General features: G+C 70.8%; 17 protein-coding genes and 2 pseudogenes. 7 read left to right on the top strand and 12 right to left on the bottom strand.

Translation table 11 applies throughout. From position 1 onward, the window contains the following. The 4 genes and pseudogenes from CCR97_RS25340 to CCR97_RS25325 form a co-directional block, all read right to left on the bottom strand. Positions 1–309 (bottom strand): annotated as a pseudogene (locus tag CCR97_RS25340) (hypothetical protein); the annotation flags it as partial. A 116-nt stretch (positions 310–425) separates the two neighbouring features. Further along, positions 426–1,082: a tetratricopeptide repeat protein gene (locus tag CCR97_RS25335; RefSeq protein ID WP_111359134.1), complete on the bottom strand. Its 657-nt coding sequence runs from the start codon at positions 1,080–1,082 to the stop codon at positions 426–428. Between the two features lie 223 nt (positions 1,083–1,305). Next, complete coding sequence (panB, locus tag CCR97_RS25330; protein WP_111359135.1) at positions 1,306–2,130, bottom strand: 3-methyl-2-oxobutanoate hydroxymethyltransferase; 825 nt, start codon at positions 2,128–2,130, stop codon at positions 1,306–1,308. Between the two features lie 68 nt (positions 2,131–2,198). Then, entirely contained in the window at positions 2,199–2,801 is a 603-nt protein-coding gene (locus CCR97_RS25325) for an NnrU family protein (RefSeq protein ID WP_111359136.1), read from the bottom strand. A gap of 208 nt (positions 2,802–3,009) precedes the next feature. Here CCR97_RS25325 and CCR97_RS25320 point away from each other — a divergent pair, with 208 nt between their 5' ends. Next, positions 3,010–3,999 (top strand): Bug family tripartite tricarboxylate transporter substrate binding protein, encoded by a 990-nt coding sequence (locus tag CCR97_RS25320; protein WP_111359137.1) that lies wholly within the window; start codon positions 3,010–3,012, stop codon positions 3,997–3,999. A 136-nt stretch (positions 4,000–4,135) separates the two neighbouring features. Beyond that, entirely contained in the window at positions 4,136–4,519 is a 384-nt protein-coding gene (locus CCR97_RS25315; protein ID WP_111359138.1) for a hypothetical protein, read from the top strand. Between the two features lie 86 nt (positions 4,520–4,605). Here CCR97_RS25315 and CCR97_RS25310 read toward each other — a convergent pair whose 3' ends face one another. Both CCR97_RS25310 and CCR97_RS25305 read right to left on the bottom strand, forming a co-directional pair. Next, on the bottom strand, positions 4,606–4,950 hold the full coding sequence (locus CCR97_RS25310; RefSeq protein ID WP_111359139.1) for a CCDC90 family protein: 345 nt from the start codon (positions 4,948–4,950) through the stop codon (positions 4,606–4,608). A 101-nt stretch (positions 4,951–5,051) separates the two neighbouring features. Next, entirely contained in the window at positions 5,052–5,936 is an 885-nt protein-coding gene (locus CCR97_RS25305) for a DMT family transporter (protein WP_111359140.1), read from the bottom strand. Positions 5,937–6,274: 338 nt separating this feature from the next. On the opposite strand from CCR97_RS25305, the gene CCR97_RS25300 reads away from it, so the two are divergent. The 3 genes from CCR97_RS25300 (at position 6,275) to CCR97_RS25290 (ending at position 9,144) form a co-directional block, all read left to right on the top strand. Then, positions 6,275–6,760: a hypothetical protein gene (locus CCR97_RS25300; RefSeq protein ID WP_420826102.1), complete on the top strand. Its 486-nt coding sequence runs from the start codon at positions 6,275–6,277 to the stop codon at positions 6,758–6,760. Between the two features lie 214 nt (positions 6,761–6,974). Then, complete coding sequence (gene purU / locus CCR97_RS25295) at positions 6,975–7,835, top strand: formyltetrahydrofolate deformylase (protein ID WP_111358514.1); 861 nt, start codon at positions 6,975–6,977, stop codon at positions 7,833–7,835. Between the two features lie 46 nt (positions 7,836–7,881). Continuing rightward, complete coding sequence (locus CCR97_RS25290; protein ID WP_111358513.1) at positions 7,882–9,144, top strand: O-antigen ligase family protein; 1,263 nt, start codon at positions 7,882–7,884, stop codon at positions 9,142–9,144. Here the strand turns inward: CCR97_RS25290 and CCR97_RS25285 are convergent, their stop codons facing one another. Then, the gene (locus CCR97_RS25285; RefSeq protein ID WP_111358512.1) at positions 9,145–10,149 is read right to left on the bottom strand and encodes a glycosyltransferase family 2 protein; all 1,005 of its coding nucleotides are present in this window, start codon (positions 10,147–10,149) and stop codon (positions 9,145–9,147) included. A 144-nt stretch (positions 10,150–10,293) separates the two neighbouring features. On the opposite strand from CCR97_RS25285, the gene CCR97_RS25280 reads away from it, so the two are divergent. Beyond that, positions 10,294–11,178, top strand: coding sequence for a hypothetical protein (locus tag CCR97_RS25280; RefSeq protein ID WP_245429019.1), 885 nt, complete (start codon positions 10,294–10,296; stop codon positions 11,176–11,178). Between the two features lie 345 nt (positions 11,179–11,523). Here the strand turns inward: CCR97_RS25280 and CCR97_RS25275 are convergent, their stop codons facing one another. Further along, on the bottom strand, positions 11,524–12,492 hold the full coding sequence (locus CCR97_RS25275; protein ID WP_111359951.1) for a hypothetical protein: 969 nt from the start codon (positions 12,490–12,492) through the stop codon (positions 11,524–11,526). A gap of 19 nt (positions 12,493–12,511) precedes the next feature. Next, positions 12,512–12,793, bottom strand: coding sequence for a YARHG domain-containing protein (locus CCR97_RS25270; protein WP_111359950.1), 282 nt, complete (start codon positions 12,791–12,793; stop codon positions 12,512–12,514). A gap of 201 nt (positions 12,794–12,994) precedes the next feature. Between CCR97_RS25270 and CCR97_RS32170 the strand changes: the two genes are divergently transcribed. Next, on the top strand, positions 12,995–13,129 hold the full coding sequence (locus CCR97_RS32170) for a hypothetical protein (RefSeq protein WP_274611554.1): 135 nt from the start codon (positions 12,995–12,997) through the stop codon (positions 13,127–13,129). Between the two features lie 72 nt (positions 13,130–13,201). Here CCR97_RS32170 and CCR97_RS25265 read toward each other — a convergent pair whose 3' ends face one another. The 3 genes and pseudogenes from CCR97_RS25265 to fliK all read right to left on the bottom strand — a co-directional run. Continuing rightward, on the bottom strand, positions 13,202–14,734 hold the full coding sequence (locus CCR97_RS25265; protein WP_111359949.1) for an acyl-CoA carboxylase subunit beta: 1,533 nt from the start codon (positions 14,732–14,734) through the stop codon (positions 13,202–13,204). A 245-nt stretch (positions 14,735–14,979) separates the two neighbouring features. Beyond that, positions 14,980–15,243: pseudogene (locus CCR97_RS25260) on the bottom strand (EscU/YscU/HrcU family type III secretion system export apparatus switch protein); the annotation flags it as partial. Further along, positions 15,240–15,809: flagellar hook-length control protein FliK (gene fliK, locus CCR97_RS25255; RefSeq protein WP_201159990.1), on the bottom strand; the 570-nt coding region annotated here is incomplete at its 5' end. The pseudogene CCR97_RS25260 and the gene fliK, both read right to left, overlap by 4 nt.

The following is a 15,809-nucleotide window of genomic DNA, read 5'->3' as shown; positions in this document are numbered from 1 at the left end:
CGCCTGCTGCGGGCGGGCCCGCGGCTTCGGCTCGGGCTTGGCCTCGGGGCCTGCCGCACTCGGCGCGGCGGCCTCGGACGGCGGCGCCGCGGTGGTCTCCTCGGTCGCGCGGGCGCCCGGCAAGTATTCGGGCGGCACGCCCTGCTGGATGCCGGGCACGCCCTCCGGGAACACCGGCTTGCGGTCGCCCGGCAGCTTCTTCTTGGTGTCGAACACCGCCGTCAGGTTGTCGATCTGGTCGCAGCCGGCGAGCGGCAGGGCCGCGACGGCGGCGGCGGCGAGCAGGATCACGCGGGCACGGGCGCGCATCGGTCGCTCCTTCGGATTTCGGCTCGACATTCGGTTCAGCACGACGCTCGGCTCGAGGGTCCGGACGATGATCGGCCGGCGAACGGTCCGCCGGCGATGGTTCAGCTCACGGTGGTTCAGCTCTTGGCGCTCTCGCCGATCAGGGCGAGGAGCATCTCGACTCGGGCCTTCATCCCGGCGGGCGCGTCGGGATCGGCGGCGGCCGCCTCGGCCCAGCGTCGGGTCGCGGCGGCGTCGCCTGCCTTCCAGGCGGACAGCGCCAGGAGCTCGCGGGCGGTGTGGCGGAAGGCGCCGTCCGGCCGGGCGAGCGGCTCCAGCCGCGCCTGCAGGTCGGCATAAGGGGCGGTGTCGACCATCAGGAGACCGGCCCGCACGGTCGCGGCCTCGCGGAACAGCGGCGGGTTCGCGCTGTCGCCGGCGATCGCCTGGAAGGCGGCGATCGCCGCCTTCGGATCGGTCGCCGCCTGCGCCTCGGCCTCGCGCAGGCGGGCGAGGTTGCGATAGGCCGGCACGGTCGCATCGGCGGCGAGCTTGGCGAAGGCCGCACTGGCCTCGGCCGGCTTGCCGTCCTGGGCGAGCCGCGCCGCCGCGTCGAAGGCGACGCTCGCCGTCGCGGCCTGCTTGGCCTCGTACCACTGCCAGCCGCGCCAGCCGGCCACGCCGGCGACGACGAGGACGCAGATCGCGATGATCAGGCCGCCGTGGCGCTTCCAGATCTGCTGCAGCCGTTCGCGGCGGACTTCTTCGTCGACTTCCCTGAAGATATCGGACACGCGGCGACCCGTTGTTCGAAAGCTTTTGTTTCAACGATTTGGCGCCATTCATTCCGGCGCGATGGGAACGTCGGCCCGGTTCGGCCACGCGCTCCCGCAGCCCAAGCCGCTAGACCATGCTTGTGGCGAGCGCAAGGCGCCTGTCGCGCGTGGTCGCGACGGCGCCTCCCCGGACGCCGAGCACGGCACCACCTTGCGGCGCGCGGGGCCGGCGTCCGGCGGCTCAGGGCGCCTTCTTCACCGGATAGACGTTCTCCGGTCCCGGGAAGGTGCGGGCGCGCACCTCCTCGGCATAGGCGGCCACCGCTCGCTCGATCGACGGGCCGAGATCGGCATACCGCTTGACGAACTTCGGCACCCGCGGGGACAGGCCGAGCATGTCCTCCAGCACCAGCACCTGGCCGTCGCAGGCGGCGCTCGCCCCGATCCCGATGGTCGGGATCGGCACCTCCTTGGTGATCTTGGCGGCGAGCGGCTCGGCGATCGCCTCCAGCACGACCGCGAACGCGCCGGCGTCGGCCACCGCCTTGGCGTCGGCCTCGATCGGCGCCCAGTCGGCCGGATCACGGCCCTGCGCCCGGAAGCTGCCGAGCGTGTTGATCGACTGCGGCGTCAGCCCGACATGGCCCATCACCGGAATGCCGCGCTCGGTGAGGAACCGGATGGTCTCGGCCATCCGCACGCCGCCCTCGAGCTTGATGGCGCCGCAGCCGGTCTCCTTCAGGATCCGGGCGGCCGAGTGGAACGCCTGCTCCTTCGACGCCTCGTAGCTACCGAACGGCATGTCGACGACGACGAGCGCCCGCTTGGAGCCGCGCATCACCGCGAGCCCCTGCAGGATCATCATGTCGAGCGTCACCGGCACGGTGGTCTCGAGCCCGTGCATCACCATGCCGAGCGAGTCGCCGACCAGGATCGAGTCGCAGTGCTGGTCGGCGAGGCGCGCCGTGTGAGCGTGGTAGGAGGTCAGCATGGCGATCGGCACCCCCCCCTTGCGGGCCAGGATGTCGGGCGCGGTCAGGCGCCGGTCGTCGCGGTGCACGGACATGGTTTCGGTCTCTCGGTCGGGATCGCGGATGCTGCTCCGGCGCGCCCGGAGGCGCGGCGGCGTTCGGCTCAGGTGCCGAGCGCCGGGCTGCCGAACACGGCGCGGCCGATCACCAGCGGGTGGAACACGAAGGCGAGGGCGAGATACAGGATCGTCCCGACCACCACGGCCAGGATGTCGTTGCGCCGGCCGCCGACCGGGATCGGCGGCGCGCCCGGATCGCTGCGATGCTTGAGGCTGATCCGGTCGTAGACGGCCCAGGCGAGCAGCGAGCCGAAGATCAGGATCGAGCCGAGGTCGCCGTTGGCGATCAGGTGCGCGACCGCCCACAGCTTCACGCCCGACAGCATCGGATGCTTGAGCACGCGCTTGATGTTGCCGGGGATGTAGGCGGCCGTGACCATGATCACCGCCGGCCACATCAGGAGGGCCGACAGATGCCGGGTCCAGGTCGGCGGATCGTAGAGCTCGATCCACTCGCCCTCCGCCCGGTACTCGGCGAAGCCCCAGCCGATCAGCACGATGCCGGCGAGCGAGACGATCGAAATCAGGCCCTTGTAGGGAATCTCGCCCAGCCGCGCGACGAGGGCGGCGCGGCGATCGCGCCGCGAGACGACGACATGGGCCCCGATGAACAGGACGAGCCCCAGGACCAGAACCGCGAGCCCCATGCATTCCCCCGACGCTGGGCGGCAAAAAAGTCGGCGGAGTAGAAGCGATCGGCCCTTCCGGCGCAAGACCGACGAGCGCGTGTGGGACCGGCCGCGACGGTGCGACACGGGCCGCTCGACCCTCTCCCGACCTTGGCCGGGGCGTGACAATCGCCGCTCGGTTGCCTACCAGGAGACGCCCCCTGCCCTCGTCGTCCGGAGCCGCGTGATGTCCTCGGTCCGTCGCCCCCTCGCCGCCCTGCTCTCGGCCTGTGCCGTCGCCGCCGCCGGGCTGCTCCCCGCGCCGCCCGCCGTCGCCGAGACGTGGCCGACCCGGCCGATCCGCATCGTCGTTCCGTTCGGCCCCGGCTCGACCCCGGACCTGATCGCCCGGGTCGTCGCGGAAGGGCTGCAGCAGCGGCTCGGCCAGACCGTCACGGTGGAGAACAAGCCGGGCGCCGGCGGCAATCTCGGGACCGACGCGGTCGCCAAGGCGGCGCCGGACGGCACCACGTTCGGCGTCTCGATCGCCGGCCCGCTCGCCATCAACGCGCTGCTGCAGCCGAAGATGCCGTACCGGTGGGACCGCGACTTCGCCTTCGTGACGACGCTCGCGACGCAGCCTTGCGCGCTGGCGGTGAGCAACTCGCTCGGCGTGTCGACGGTCGCGGGCCTGCTCGAGACGCTGCGGGCCGAGCCCGGCAAGTACAACTACGCCTCGATCGGCAACGGCTCGCTGTCGCATCTCGCCATGGAGGCGATCGCCCGGGCGAGCGGCACGAAGATCGTCCACATCGCCTATGCGAGCTCGCCGCAGGCGGCGACCGCGATCATCCGGGGCGACGCCCAGATGGGCTGCCTGCCGGCGATCGCCGCGACCTCGCAGGCCGAGGCCGGCAACCTGAAGGTGATCGCGGTCTCGACGCCGGAGCGTTACGGGCTGATTCCCGGCGCGCCGACCCTGAAGGAGAGCGGCATCCCGGTCGAGGCGGAGGCCTGGAACGGGCTGATCGCGCCGGCCGGCACGCCGCAGGCCGCCATCGACCGCATGGGCGCGACGGTGCGGGAGATCCTCGCCGAGCCCGGCGTGAAGGAGAAGCTCGCCACCCAGGTGATGGAGCCGATCCCGTCGACCCCGGAGGCGTTCCGGACCCGGGTCGAGGCCGAGGTGGCGCGCTGGGCGCCGGTCATCGAGGCGGCCGGCATCTCCGCCAATTGAGGGAACCGAACCGAGCCGCAGGTTCGGCCCTACCTCTCTGGAATGCTTGGAGAATTATTGCTCGGGTAAGATCCCGGACGGAACCGTGTCGCGCCCCGCCGGTTGCCCTCGCGAAGCAACCGAGAGGAGGCAGACCATGAGCGACCCGCAGGACGGCATGCGCGACCCGCGGCTGAACGATCCCCGCGGCATCCACAACCCGGCTTTTGCCGACCGCAGGGTCGACACGCCCTCCGGCGGGCGAAAAAGCGGCACGACGATGTGGGCGTGGCTCGCCGGGATCGTGGCGGCCGTGTTCATCATCGCGATCGTCTGGGGCATGAGCGACCGCAACGGCAGCGAGCTCACCATGGACCGCAACGCGCCCGCCGCGACCACCGGCTCGGGCGCCGGATCGGCACCGTCGCCGGGCAGCGGCGCGTCGAGCGTGCCGGGCGCGACCGGCGCCGGCAGCGAGCGGTCGGCCAATCCGGGCGCGGCGACCCCGCCGGCAACTCCGGCGCCGGCTCCCGCCCGCTGAGCAGCGACGGCATGACGTAGGCACGGAGGCCGGCTCGCCCTTCGGCGGGCCGGCCTTTATCTTTAATGTCGAGAGGCTTGTTCGCGTCAGTGCAGACGCAGGATGACGGCCAGCGCGCCGAGCCCTGCGACCATCAGTGCGCCCAGCCGGATGGTGAGCTGCAGGCTCAGCCGTTCGATCTTGGCGTCGACGTCGTTACGCAGGCTGTCGATTCGGGAGTCGAGATGCTTGAACCTCAGCTCCATCTCGGTCCGTAACGCCTCGAACATTCCGTCGACTCGGTCGATCGCCGCCGCCAGATCCCTCTTGGTCACCAGCTCGACCATGATGTAGTCCCGCGCCGCCTCTGCATGAGCCTCGGCCTGCGGCTCAAGCACCCCGTCGTCGCGCAGCCGTTTCGCATAACCGAGCGTATCAAATGCGAGCACCATGGGACACCCTGCGTCCCGGTTGTAGCAGGTTGCATCCGCACGCGCATCCGGACAACGCCGGGCGCCCGTGATGGATCCGCCCGCCGCAGCGGCGAGAGCCGTCACGTCTTGCGCGGGCTCGCGTTCACGAGGCCGACGCCGGCGACGCACAGCGCCATGCCGACGAGCGCCACGGCGCCGAGGCGCTCGTCGAACAACGCCCAGGCCATCACGGCCGTCGCCGGCGGCGTCAGATAGAACAGGCTGGAGATGCGGCTCGCGGAGCCCCGGCGGATCAGGAAGTAGAGGAGCCAGATCGCCCCGAGCGAGAGCACCAGCACCAGCCAGGCGAGTGCGAAGATCAGTTCGCCCGTCCACTCCACCCGTCGCGTCTCGAACAGGAAGGCCCCCGCCGCGAACACGGCTCCGGCCGCCGCGTACTGGATCAGGAAGGCCGGGCGCCAGTCGATGGTGCCGCCGTGGCGCTTCTGCCAGAGCGTGCCGGCCGTGATCGACAGGAGCGCCGTGGCGATCGCGATCCAGGCGACCAGGTCGGCCTGCCCGCCCGCCATCTTGGATTGAACGATCAGGTAGACGCCGACGATGCCGAGCGCGAGCCCGGCCCACTGGCGCGGCGTCACGGTCTCGCCCAGCACCCGATTGGCGAGCGTCGACAACAGGATCGGCTGCAGCCCGACGATCAGCGCCGTGAGGCCGACGGCGAGCTTGTGGTCGATGGCGATGAACACGCCGCCCAGATAGCCGCCGTGCATCAGGAGACCCGAGACGACGCTGTGGCCGACCGCGGCGCCGCCCGGCCAGGCCGGCCGCGTGATCGCGACGACCAGCGCCATCAGGCCGACGACGGCCGCCATGCGCAGCGTCAGGAAGGTGAGCGGCTCGACATGCGGCATCCCGAGCCGGGCGCCGATGAAACCCGACGCCCACAGGACGACGAACACGGCCGGCGCGACGCGCGCGAGGAGGGTCTCGAGAGGGCGCGGCATCGGGCGCTCCGAACGGGGACAGGTTTCGCGGACCAGGAGTCCCGGTGGGCGCGGGTGTTCCGGGCGGGCGCGCGACTCGCCCGGACTGCGATTGGGCCGACCGGATGCCGCCACAATGCCAGGGCGCATTCAATGACAAAAACGAATGTTGTTTATTCAATCCATCACGCGGAATGATGGAATAGTTGCGATTCCAGCCGGTTGGCTGCAGCCGGAGGCCGGCATCCGGGCAACCACCACCACCCGTGGTTAACGAATTTCAAACATACCGCGGTCAAAATTCCGCCGGGTCCCCGGAACAAAACACGGGCCGGGGAATTACGGGGGGTTTGGCGGCGATGGTGCGCCTCGCATCTCTTTGGCTTGCCGGTCTGACGGGTCTCGCAGGTGTCGTCTCGGGTCTGGTGCTCTCGTCCGGCGCTGTCCGGGCGGCCGAGCCCGACGTCGTCATCAAGCGCGACTTCGGCGGCTATGTCGAGGAATACAAGGCCAAGTACGCCCGCATCCGCGACTCGGGCCAGCGCGTCGTCATCGACGGCATCTGCAACTCGGCCTGCACGCTGGTGCTCGGCATCGTGCCGACCAACCGCATCTGCGTCACCCCGCGGGCGAGCCTCGGCTTCCACCAGGCCTATTACGACAAGGCGTGGACGGCCGGCGTGAAGGTGACGAGCGCGGCCGGCACCGCCGAGCTGATGACCGTCTATCCGAATTCCGTGAAGCGCTGGATCGCCAGCGTCGGGGGCCTCACGGCCGAGATGAAGAAGCTCAAGAACGGCTACGATCTGTGGATGATCGTCGACCCCTGCCCGGACGAGTTCTGAGCGTCGTTCCTCCGACGACTGCGTGGCGACTGAGCCGGGCCGGATGCCCGGCTTTTTCTTTGCAACCTCTGCTGGCGCCCGCTTTTTGCGTTGCGCGGCCGGCCGCCGCGGTGTCTACCTGCCGCCGGCGGCGGCGGCCCTCGCTAGGGCCGAACCGCGGCGGCGCCCCGCGCACCGCCGTGCCGCCGGCGATCGTCCGGGACTGAAGCTCGACATGACCACCAGAACCTACGTGCTGACGCTCTCCTGCGCCGACACGACCGGCCTCGTCGCCGCGACGGCCGGCTATCTCGCCGGGCGCGGCATCTTCATCACCGAGTCGGCGCATTTCGGCGACCCGGAGACGGGCCGCTTCTTCGAGCGCACCGTCTTCAGGGCGGGCCCCGAGCAGCCGCCGATCGCCGACATCGAGGCGGGCTTCCGGCCCATCGCTGAGAAGTTCGGCATGGCTTGGAAATTCCACGACACCGCGATCAAGCCGCGCGTGCTCGTCATGGTGTCGAAGTTCGACCACTGCCTGAACGATCTGCTCTACCGCTACCGCACCGGCAGCCTGCCGATCGACATCCCGGCCGTGGTGTCGAACCATCCCGACCTCGCCCGTGTGGTCGAGTGGCACGGCATCCCGTATCACTACCTGCCGGTGACCAAGGAGACCAAGGCGGCCCAGGAGGCCGCCGTGCTGGAGCTGATCGGGCGGCTGAAGATCGATCTCGTCGTGCTCGCCCGCTACATGCAGGTGCTGTCGCCGGAGATGTGCCAGGCGCTGTCGTGGCGCTGCATCAACATCCACCACTCGTTCCTGCCGAGCTTCAAGGGTGCCCGCCCCTATCACCAGGCGCATGCGCGCGGCGTGAAGATCATCGGCGCCACCGCGCACTACGTCACCGGCGACCTCGACGAGGGGCCGATCATCGAGCAGGGCGTCGAGCGCATCGACCACACCTTCACGCCGGAGGACTTCGTCGCCATCGGGCGCGACATCGAGAGCGTCGTCCTGGCACGCGCCGTGCAGTTCCACATCGAGCACCGCGTCGTCCCGAACGGCCACAAGACCGTGGTGTTCCGGCGCTGAGATCGGGCCGCGCGTCGCGCATGATCGTTCCCTGGACGTGTCAGCCATGAAAACGAAAGCAGCGGCGTTCCGCGAGTCCATCGGGAGGCGGATCGGGGCGCAGCAGCTGCTCGCGAACAGCTGCACGCTGATGCTCTGCCTCGTCTACATCCTGCCGAACGTCTGGGCGGTCCGCACGATGTACTACGCGGTCGTGCTGCCGTTGCTCGCCCTCACGGTCACCCGGTCCGAGCTCGCCCGCATCGGCCGATCGCCGATCTTCCTCTCGGCCGCGATCTATTTCCTGGTCTTCGTGATCGCGGCGCCGTTCACGACGACTGTCGACGTCGGTGCCGTTCTCGGCCATGTCCGCCATGCGATCCTGGTGCTGAGCTACATCGGGCTGCTCGCGATCCTCGGCGCGCGCGATCCCGGCTTCGCGGTCCGCCTGTTCGTCGCCATGGGCCTCACGGCGGCGGCCGTGGCGGCGGCGAACATCTGGGTTTTCTACGGCGGACTGCCCAGCCTCGACCGGCTGCCGCAGCGCCTGGAAGGCATTCCGGGGCAGACCATGTACTACAACCCGAACTGGATTGCGTTGCTGTACGGGATTCCGTGCGTGGGCGCCGCCGCGGCGGCGATGCATCGCGACACGTCCCGCCTGCTCGCCGTGCTGCTGGCGATCGCCTCGCTGGTGCTGTTCGCCGCGGTCGTGCTGGCACAGAGCCGCGGCGTGCTGATCGGCGTGCTGGCCGGGCTCGGCGTGGTGGTGCTCCTGATGACCTCCGAGCTCGGCCCGGTGGCCCGGCACGTGGTGCGCGCCGCGGCCGCCGTCGTGGTCGCGGTCGTCGCCTTCGTGTTCCTGGGCACGCTGCTCGAACGGGGCGACAGCTATCGGCTGACCGTCTGGCGGCTCTACGTCCCGTATGTCGAGGCGCATCCGTGGGCCGGGTCCGGCCTGACCGCGATCCTGCCGATCGACGATCAGCACGGCTTCAAGACGATCCACCCGCACAACATCGTCTATCATTCGCTGCTGCGCGGCGGCGTGTTCGCGGCCGCGGCGCTGGCGGCGCTGCTGGTGCAGGTCGGCGTCCAGGCCGTGCTCGCCTGGTGGCGGAACGGCTCGCCGCTGCTGCCGGCCCTGGTGGTCGCCTCGCTGGTGCCGTTCCAGTTCGAGTTTTCCACGGTCGGCGGCACGCCGGTCGGCTGGGACTGGGTGACGCTGTGGCTGCCGATCGGGCTGGTGCTGGGCGCCAGCCTCGCGACGGCGCCGAAGGCCCTGGCACGTCCCGGCGGAGCCGCGATCGAGCCGGCCGCCGGCGGCTGACTAGGCGCGAATGTTCCGGTCGCGGCCGGACAGCAGCCGACCGATCTCCCGCATCGCCCCGCCCTTCTTCATCTCGCGCACGCTCGCCGTGATGCGGGCCGGCGCTTCGTCCGCGAAGGCCGCCTGGACGCGCCGATGCAGCGTGCCGGCCTCGAGCTCCTGCAGCACCGCCGCGAGGCCGAGGCGCCGGCACTCGGCGGCGAGCCAGCACACCACCACGGGCGACAGCTCGCGCGCCTCGAAGATCCAGCCGGAGTGCTCGACGGCGGGCGCCGGCCGCGTCGTGTCGCCGCCGAGGAAGCCCGCATAGACCAGCGCCTTCTCGACGAGGTGGCGCCAGTGGTCCGGCTCGCGGATCGTGTTGCTCCCGTGCAGCCGATACTGCAGCAGCGGCTCGCGCAGCCAGCCGAGCCGGAACGCGCCGATCGCCCGCAGCAGGAAGTCCCAGTCGTGGCAGTAGCGATACGGCCGGAACGGACCGACCGCCGCGAACACGTCGCGCCGGAACAGCAGGTTCGAGGTGGTCAGCACGAAGTTGCCGCGCAACAGCGCCTGCTCGATCGTCCCACCGGCCGCGGCCGCCACGGCGCGGTCGTGCGACTGGACCACCTTGTGGGTCGACGGCAGCGGCCCCGTTTCGTCGCAGAAGGCGACGTCGGAGAACACGAGGTCGTGCCCCGCCCCGGTGGCGAAATCGACGAGCCGCTCGATCCGCTGCGGCGCGTAGAGGTCGTCGGAGTTCAGGATCGCGATCCAGTCGCCGGTCGCCGACGCGATGGCGTCGTTGATGGTGGCGTGGGCGCCGCGGTTGTCGTGCCGGCGCAGCACGGCGAGCGCGTCGCCGACCGTCTCGCGCAGAAACTCGAAGCTGCCGTCCGACGACCCGTCGTCGACGACGACGATCTCGACGGCCGGATGGGTCTGCGCCCGGACGCTTTCGACGGCCTGCCCGACGAACCGCTTGTGGTTGTAAGAGGGAATGACGACGGAGACGAGCGGAGCCATGGCCACCGGAAGGTCGCGAGCGAAAACGGAGCCGCGATCCTAACCCGCCCGGCCGGCGCTGCCGAGAACATACCGGAGGCGCGCTGGACAGTTCCGACCGCTTCCGTATAAGCGGGCATGCCCCGGGGGTGGTCCGAGTATTCGGTGCGCGATTGGGCGAAGCTTCGCCCTCTCCTGCACGCCATCAAGACCGCGCGATACCGCGCGATCGATGCCGCGTATCGACGCGCGCCCGCCGCGACCGGCGACCTCGCCGCGCTCCACCGGCGCCTCGAAGGCCGCCAGGTGCTCGTCACGGTGGCGTTCGCCGACGCCGAGGCGACGCGCTGGCAGACCGCGCTCGTGCGCCATTACGTGCCCTCCGCCGTCCACGTGATCGCCGACAACTCGCCGACCGACGCGGCCGCGGACGCGGTGCGCCGCATCACCGAGGCCGCCGGCACGGCCTATGTCCGCCTGCCGCCCAATCCGTGGCTCGGCAAGGAGCCGAGCCGGTCGCACGGCGCGGCCCTCAACTGGATCTGGGCGAACCTGATCCGGCCGGCCCGGCCGGCCGCGTTCGGCTTCATCGACCACGACCTGTTCCCGACCGCGCCGGACGATCCCTTCGCGCCGCTCGCCACCCACACGGTCTGCGGGCCGATCCGACGGGTCGGCGCGCGCTGGTTCCTGTGGGCGGGCTTCGCCCTGTTCCGGTTCGACCGGGTCGCGTCCTTGCCGCTGAACTTCGGGCAGGACTGGTTCGCCGGTCTCGACACCGGCGGCGGCAACTGGGACCCGCTCTACCGCCGGCTCGCACCGCAGGACGTCTGCGAGATCGAGACCCGCGTGGTGCCGTTCAAGCCCGGGATCGACTGGCCGGACGGCCCGTTGCAGTGGTTCGGGCCATGGCTGCACGAGGTCGGCCTGATGGGCCGCCCCGAGCTGTTCGACGAGAAGCGGCTCGCCGTCGAGGCGCTGATCGCGCCCCACCTTCTCGCGGCCGGCGCCCCGCCCGCGACGGCGGTCGTGCCCGGCGCACCGGGCTGATCGGCCTGCCCGGCTCCCGACCCAAAAGCTCGCTGTTCCGCCGCGCTGCCTCGGCAAAGGCCTCGTGTCCCGGGCGCGGCGCGTCGCGCCGCGAACCGGCACCCAGGGGCGATCGGGCGAAACATTTGGCGAACCCTTGGCCGTGCGGCCCGTCGTGCGGCCCGTCGTGCGGCCGCTGGGCCCCGGCTCTGCGGCGCATCAGGCCTGCGGCCTGCCGCGCCTTGTCCGGGGCACGAGGCCGAGCAGCGGAACGCCGTTCGCTTGTCGCGGCGCGGCCGATGCATCATTCACGGGTCTCGCGCCGGCGCGCGAGACCCGCCCCCCACCGCCTGGGAGACGTGACAGTCAGAGCTTCTCGAGCGTGGCGCCGACGGGCGGGTTGCGGGTCGCGGCGCGGAGGAGGCCGAGGACCACCGGGCCGCGGTCGCCGTCGACCTGGCGCCAGGCCGAGGCGTTCATGACGTGCAGCCAGCCGTCGACCCACTGGACGTAGTCGCTGTGCAGATCGTAGCCGGCGCCGATGCGGCCGAACCGCAGGTCGGCGAAGGCGAGCTTGGCCTCGTCGAGATCGCGGTAGATCACCCCCCAGTTCTCGCCGCCCGTGTCCATCCCGTAGCGATAGGTCGGGACGAAGCTCATCCGCCGGACCGGCACGTCGGCGGTCCGGTAGAAGCAGAAGCCGCCCCACAGCATCCAGCCGTTCGGCAGCCGGCTGCTCGGGCACCGCACCCCGTAGACGGGCTGGTCGGCGAGCCGATCGGCGATCCGATACGGGGCGAGCGGGAAGATGTCGTGGTCGATGAAGCCGAAGTACTTCGGACGGAAGCGCGCCACCACGTTGCGGGTCGCCCAGACCAGCGCGCAGCCATGCGACTGGCTCGCCGTCTTCAGGCTGCCGTTGTAGGGATTGTCGGGCAGCCCGACATAGGGCACGCCCTCGCGCCGGCAGTAGGCGCGGATCGCGTCGCGCTCCGGCCCGCGCGGCGAGTTGTCGAAGACGACGAAGCTCTCGTGCTCGGCGAGATGCTCGCGCACGAGCGGCACCTGCCATTCGAGCAGATCGAGGCGCTTCCAGGTCACCACGCCGACGATCGCCTCGGAGAGCGCCGCCTCGCGGCCGGCGAGGTCGATGGCGTCGCTCCTGCGGAGCGCATACCAGGACGCGGCGTGCCGGCGCACGGCGTAGCGCAGCACGTCACGGACCACCCGGAGCTGGGGGCGAAGGAGCAGCCGTTCTTTCAGGGTCCAGACCCGGGGCCGCGGCGCCTCGAGGCCGGTCCGCGGCCCCTCGTCCTGTGCATCCGTCGCGCTCATTCCACCTCCGGCCGACGCCTCACCGGCAGCCGTATTGCCGCTCCATCGCCCGGATCTGGTTGACCCGCGCCCGCTCGCCGGGCGACAGCGGCACCATCGACTCGACGTCGTAGACGCAGCCCGCATTACCGAAATAGCTGATCGCACGCGAGGTCTTGAAGCAGTAGCCGCGCGCCTTGAAGATCGAGTTGCGCTCGACCCAGAGCTGCTCGCACATGCCTTGCGCGAGCGCGCCCTCGGTGGCCCCGAGCAGCGTCGCGAGCGCGACCGCGGCGGACAGCAGACACGTCGTTCTGGTCATCGGAAGTCCCCGTCTCGGATGAGCGGGCGCGTCGGACGGACGTCGATCGGGCGGCCGGCGCAGCCCGCGGGAAAAAACCCGTTCAGCATACGCCGATTGGTGGCGAACGGGAGCGGGCGGGTTCGAAGCGCCGCGCCCCTTCGTCTTGGCCGCGCTCGGTCCCATGGCGCCAAGTCAAGGCTCCGAAGCCTCTTTTCCGTCGTGCTTCGCGACGACGTAGGCTTTGCAGAATTCGTCATTCCGGGGCGCGCCGACGGCGCGAACCCGGAATCCAGCGGCGAACTCAACGTTCTGGACTGGATTCCGGGTCCGATGCTTCGCATCGTCCCGGAATGACGGCGTGATGCGACGCCGTCGCCTCGGTGGAGCGCGACAGAGGATGGCCGACGCGACGAACGGCCCGCCGCCTCACAGCGGCAGGTTGTCGTGCTTCTTCACCGGCATCTCGAGCGTCTTGGTGCGCAGCATCGAGAGCGCACGGGCGATGCGCCGGCGCGTCGAGTGCGGCATCACCACCTCGTCGATGAAGCCGCGCTCGGCCGCCTTGAACGGCGACATGAAGCTCGACTCGTACTCGGCGGTGCGCTCGGCGATCTTCTCCGGGTCGCCCATGTCGGAGCGGAAGATGATCTCGACTGCCCCCTTGGCGCCCATCACGGCGATCTGGGCGGACGGCCAAGCGTAGTTCACGTCGGCGCCGATGTGCTTCGAGGCCATCACCACGTAGGCGCCGCCATAGGCCTTGCGGGTGATCAGCGTGACCAGCGGCACCGTGCACTGGCTGTAGGCGAACAGGAGCTTGGCGCCGTTCTTGATCAGGCCGCCGGACTCCTGCGCCGTGCCGGGCAGGAAGCCGGGCACGTCGACGAAGGTGACGATCGGGATGTCGAAGGCGTTGCAGAAGCGCACGAAGCGGGCGCCCTTGCGGCTCGCGTCACTGTCCAGCACGCCGGCCAGCACCATCGGCTGGTTGGCGACGAAGCCGACCGTGCGGCCGGCGATGCGGCCGAAGCCGATGACGATGTTGCGGGCGAAGCTCGGCGACAGCTCGAAGAAGTCGCCCTCGTCCACGACCTTGTGGATCAGCTCCTTGATGTCGTACGGCTTGTTCGGATTGTCGGGGATCAGCGTGTCGAGCGAGGGCTCGAGCCGCTCGACGTCGTCGAAGCTCGGCCACTCCGGCACGCCGGCGCCCGAATGGGCCGGCAGGAAGTCGATGAAGCGCCGCATCTGCAGCAGGCACTCGACGTCGTTCTCGAAGGCGCCGTCGGCGACCGCCGAGCGGGTCGCGTGGACGCTGGCGCCGCCGAGCTCCTCGGCCGTGACGATCTCGTTGGTCACCGTCTTCACGACTTCCGGGCCGGTGACGAACATGTAGCTCGTGTCGCGCACCATGAAGATGAAGTCGGTCATTGCCGGCGAGTAGACGTCGCCGCCGGCGCACGGCCCCATGATGACGGAGATCTGCGGGATGACGCCGGAGGCGTGGACATTTCGCTTGAACACGTCGCCGTAACCGCCGAGCGCCGCGACACCTTCCTGGATGCGGGCGCCGCCGGCGTCGAACAGGCCGATGATCGGGGCCCGCGCCTTGAGCGCCATGTCCTGGATCTTGGTCATCTTCTGGGCGTGCGCTTCCGACAGCGAGCCGCCGAAGACGGTGAAGTCCTTGGCGAACACGAAGACGGTGCGGCCGTTGACCGTGCCCCAGCCGGTGACGACGCCGTCACCCGGGATCTTGGTGCGGTCGGCGCCGAACTCGCTCAGCCGGTGCTCGACGAACATGTCGTATTCTTCGAACGAGCCGTGATCGAGCAGGAGGCCGATGCGCTCGCGCGCCGTCAGCTTGCCGCGCCGGTGCTGCGCCTCGATGCGCGCCTCGCCGCCGCCCAGCCGCGCCCCGGCGCGCCGCTTCTCCAGCTTCTCCAAAATGCTTTTCATGGATCAAAACCCGCACACGAAACGAAGGCCCGTCGCCTGTCACGTTCATAGCACGGCAGTGCAGCACGAGGCGAGAGACTGACAATGATATGTCGAAGGGCGCGGGGCAAGACGCAACAATGGGTCGCACCTCGCCTCGACGAAGGTCGAAGTCCGGTTCAGCGCCGCGCCGCCGCGGGCGTGGACGCCCGCGGGACCGGTTGACCCTGCGGGTCCGGCGGGGCGGCCGGCCGGGGCTTCTGCGGCAGCTTGCCGGAGAGGCGCAGGATGAAGGACAGGACCTCGGCGACGGCGCGGTAGAGCTCCTCGGGGATCTCGTCGCCGAGTTCGACGTCGGAGAGGGCGGCGGCGAGGCCGGCATTCTCCTCGATCGGCACGCCGTGCTCCTTGGCGAGCGCGACGATCTTCTCGCCGATCGGCCCCTTGCCCTTTGCGACCACGCGGGGTGCGCCCGGCGCCTCGTACTGGAGCGCGATGGCGAACGGCACGGGCGGGCGCTCGCCGGTCATGAGGCGCGGTCCAGGAAGCGGCCGGCCGCCGGCGCCGTCGCGCGCGCCGGACGCGGCGGCGCACCGTCGCGCACCACCACCTCGGAGGGGTCGAGCTCGGCGGCGCGCAGCCGCTCGGCGAGCACGCCCGCATTGTCGCGCAAGAGCGCGGCGCTGTCGCCGCGCTCGGCCCACAGGGTGACGCCGGCGCGCTCGCCCGTCACCGTGACCTGGGCGTGGACGAGCCCGACCGGCTCGATCTCGACGGCGAAGCGGGCCCGCCAGGCCGGCGCGACCTTTTCGGCGGCGCCCTGCCCCTTGGCGTCGCGGGAAATCTCGAACTGGGCGACCGTGGTGCCCTGCGGGGTCACGAACGGGATCTCGAACACCCAGCGGGCGCCGGCCGCGTCGGCGGTTCCGCCCGGCGCGGCGCTGCCCGGCAGCGAGGCCGCCTGCAGGAGGGTGTGACGGGCGAGCGCCGCCTCGGTCTGGGCGAGCAGCGTGCGGGCGGCGTCCTTCGGCGCGACGTCCTCGCCGAGCGTCGGGGCGGCGACCGGCTGGGCCGCCGGCGCGGCGCCCCCGTAGGG

The organism is Rhodoplanes elegans (genome assembly GCF_016653355.1).
Taxonomy (GTDB): Bacteria; Pseudomonadota; Alphaproteobacteria; order Rhizobiales; family Xanthobacteraceae; genus Rhodoplanes; species Rhodoplanes elegans.
The sequence above is the reverse complement of the archived record's forward strand: the minus strand, read 5'-3'. Positions and strand labels throughout refer to the sequence as shown.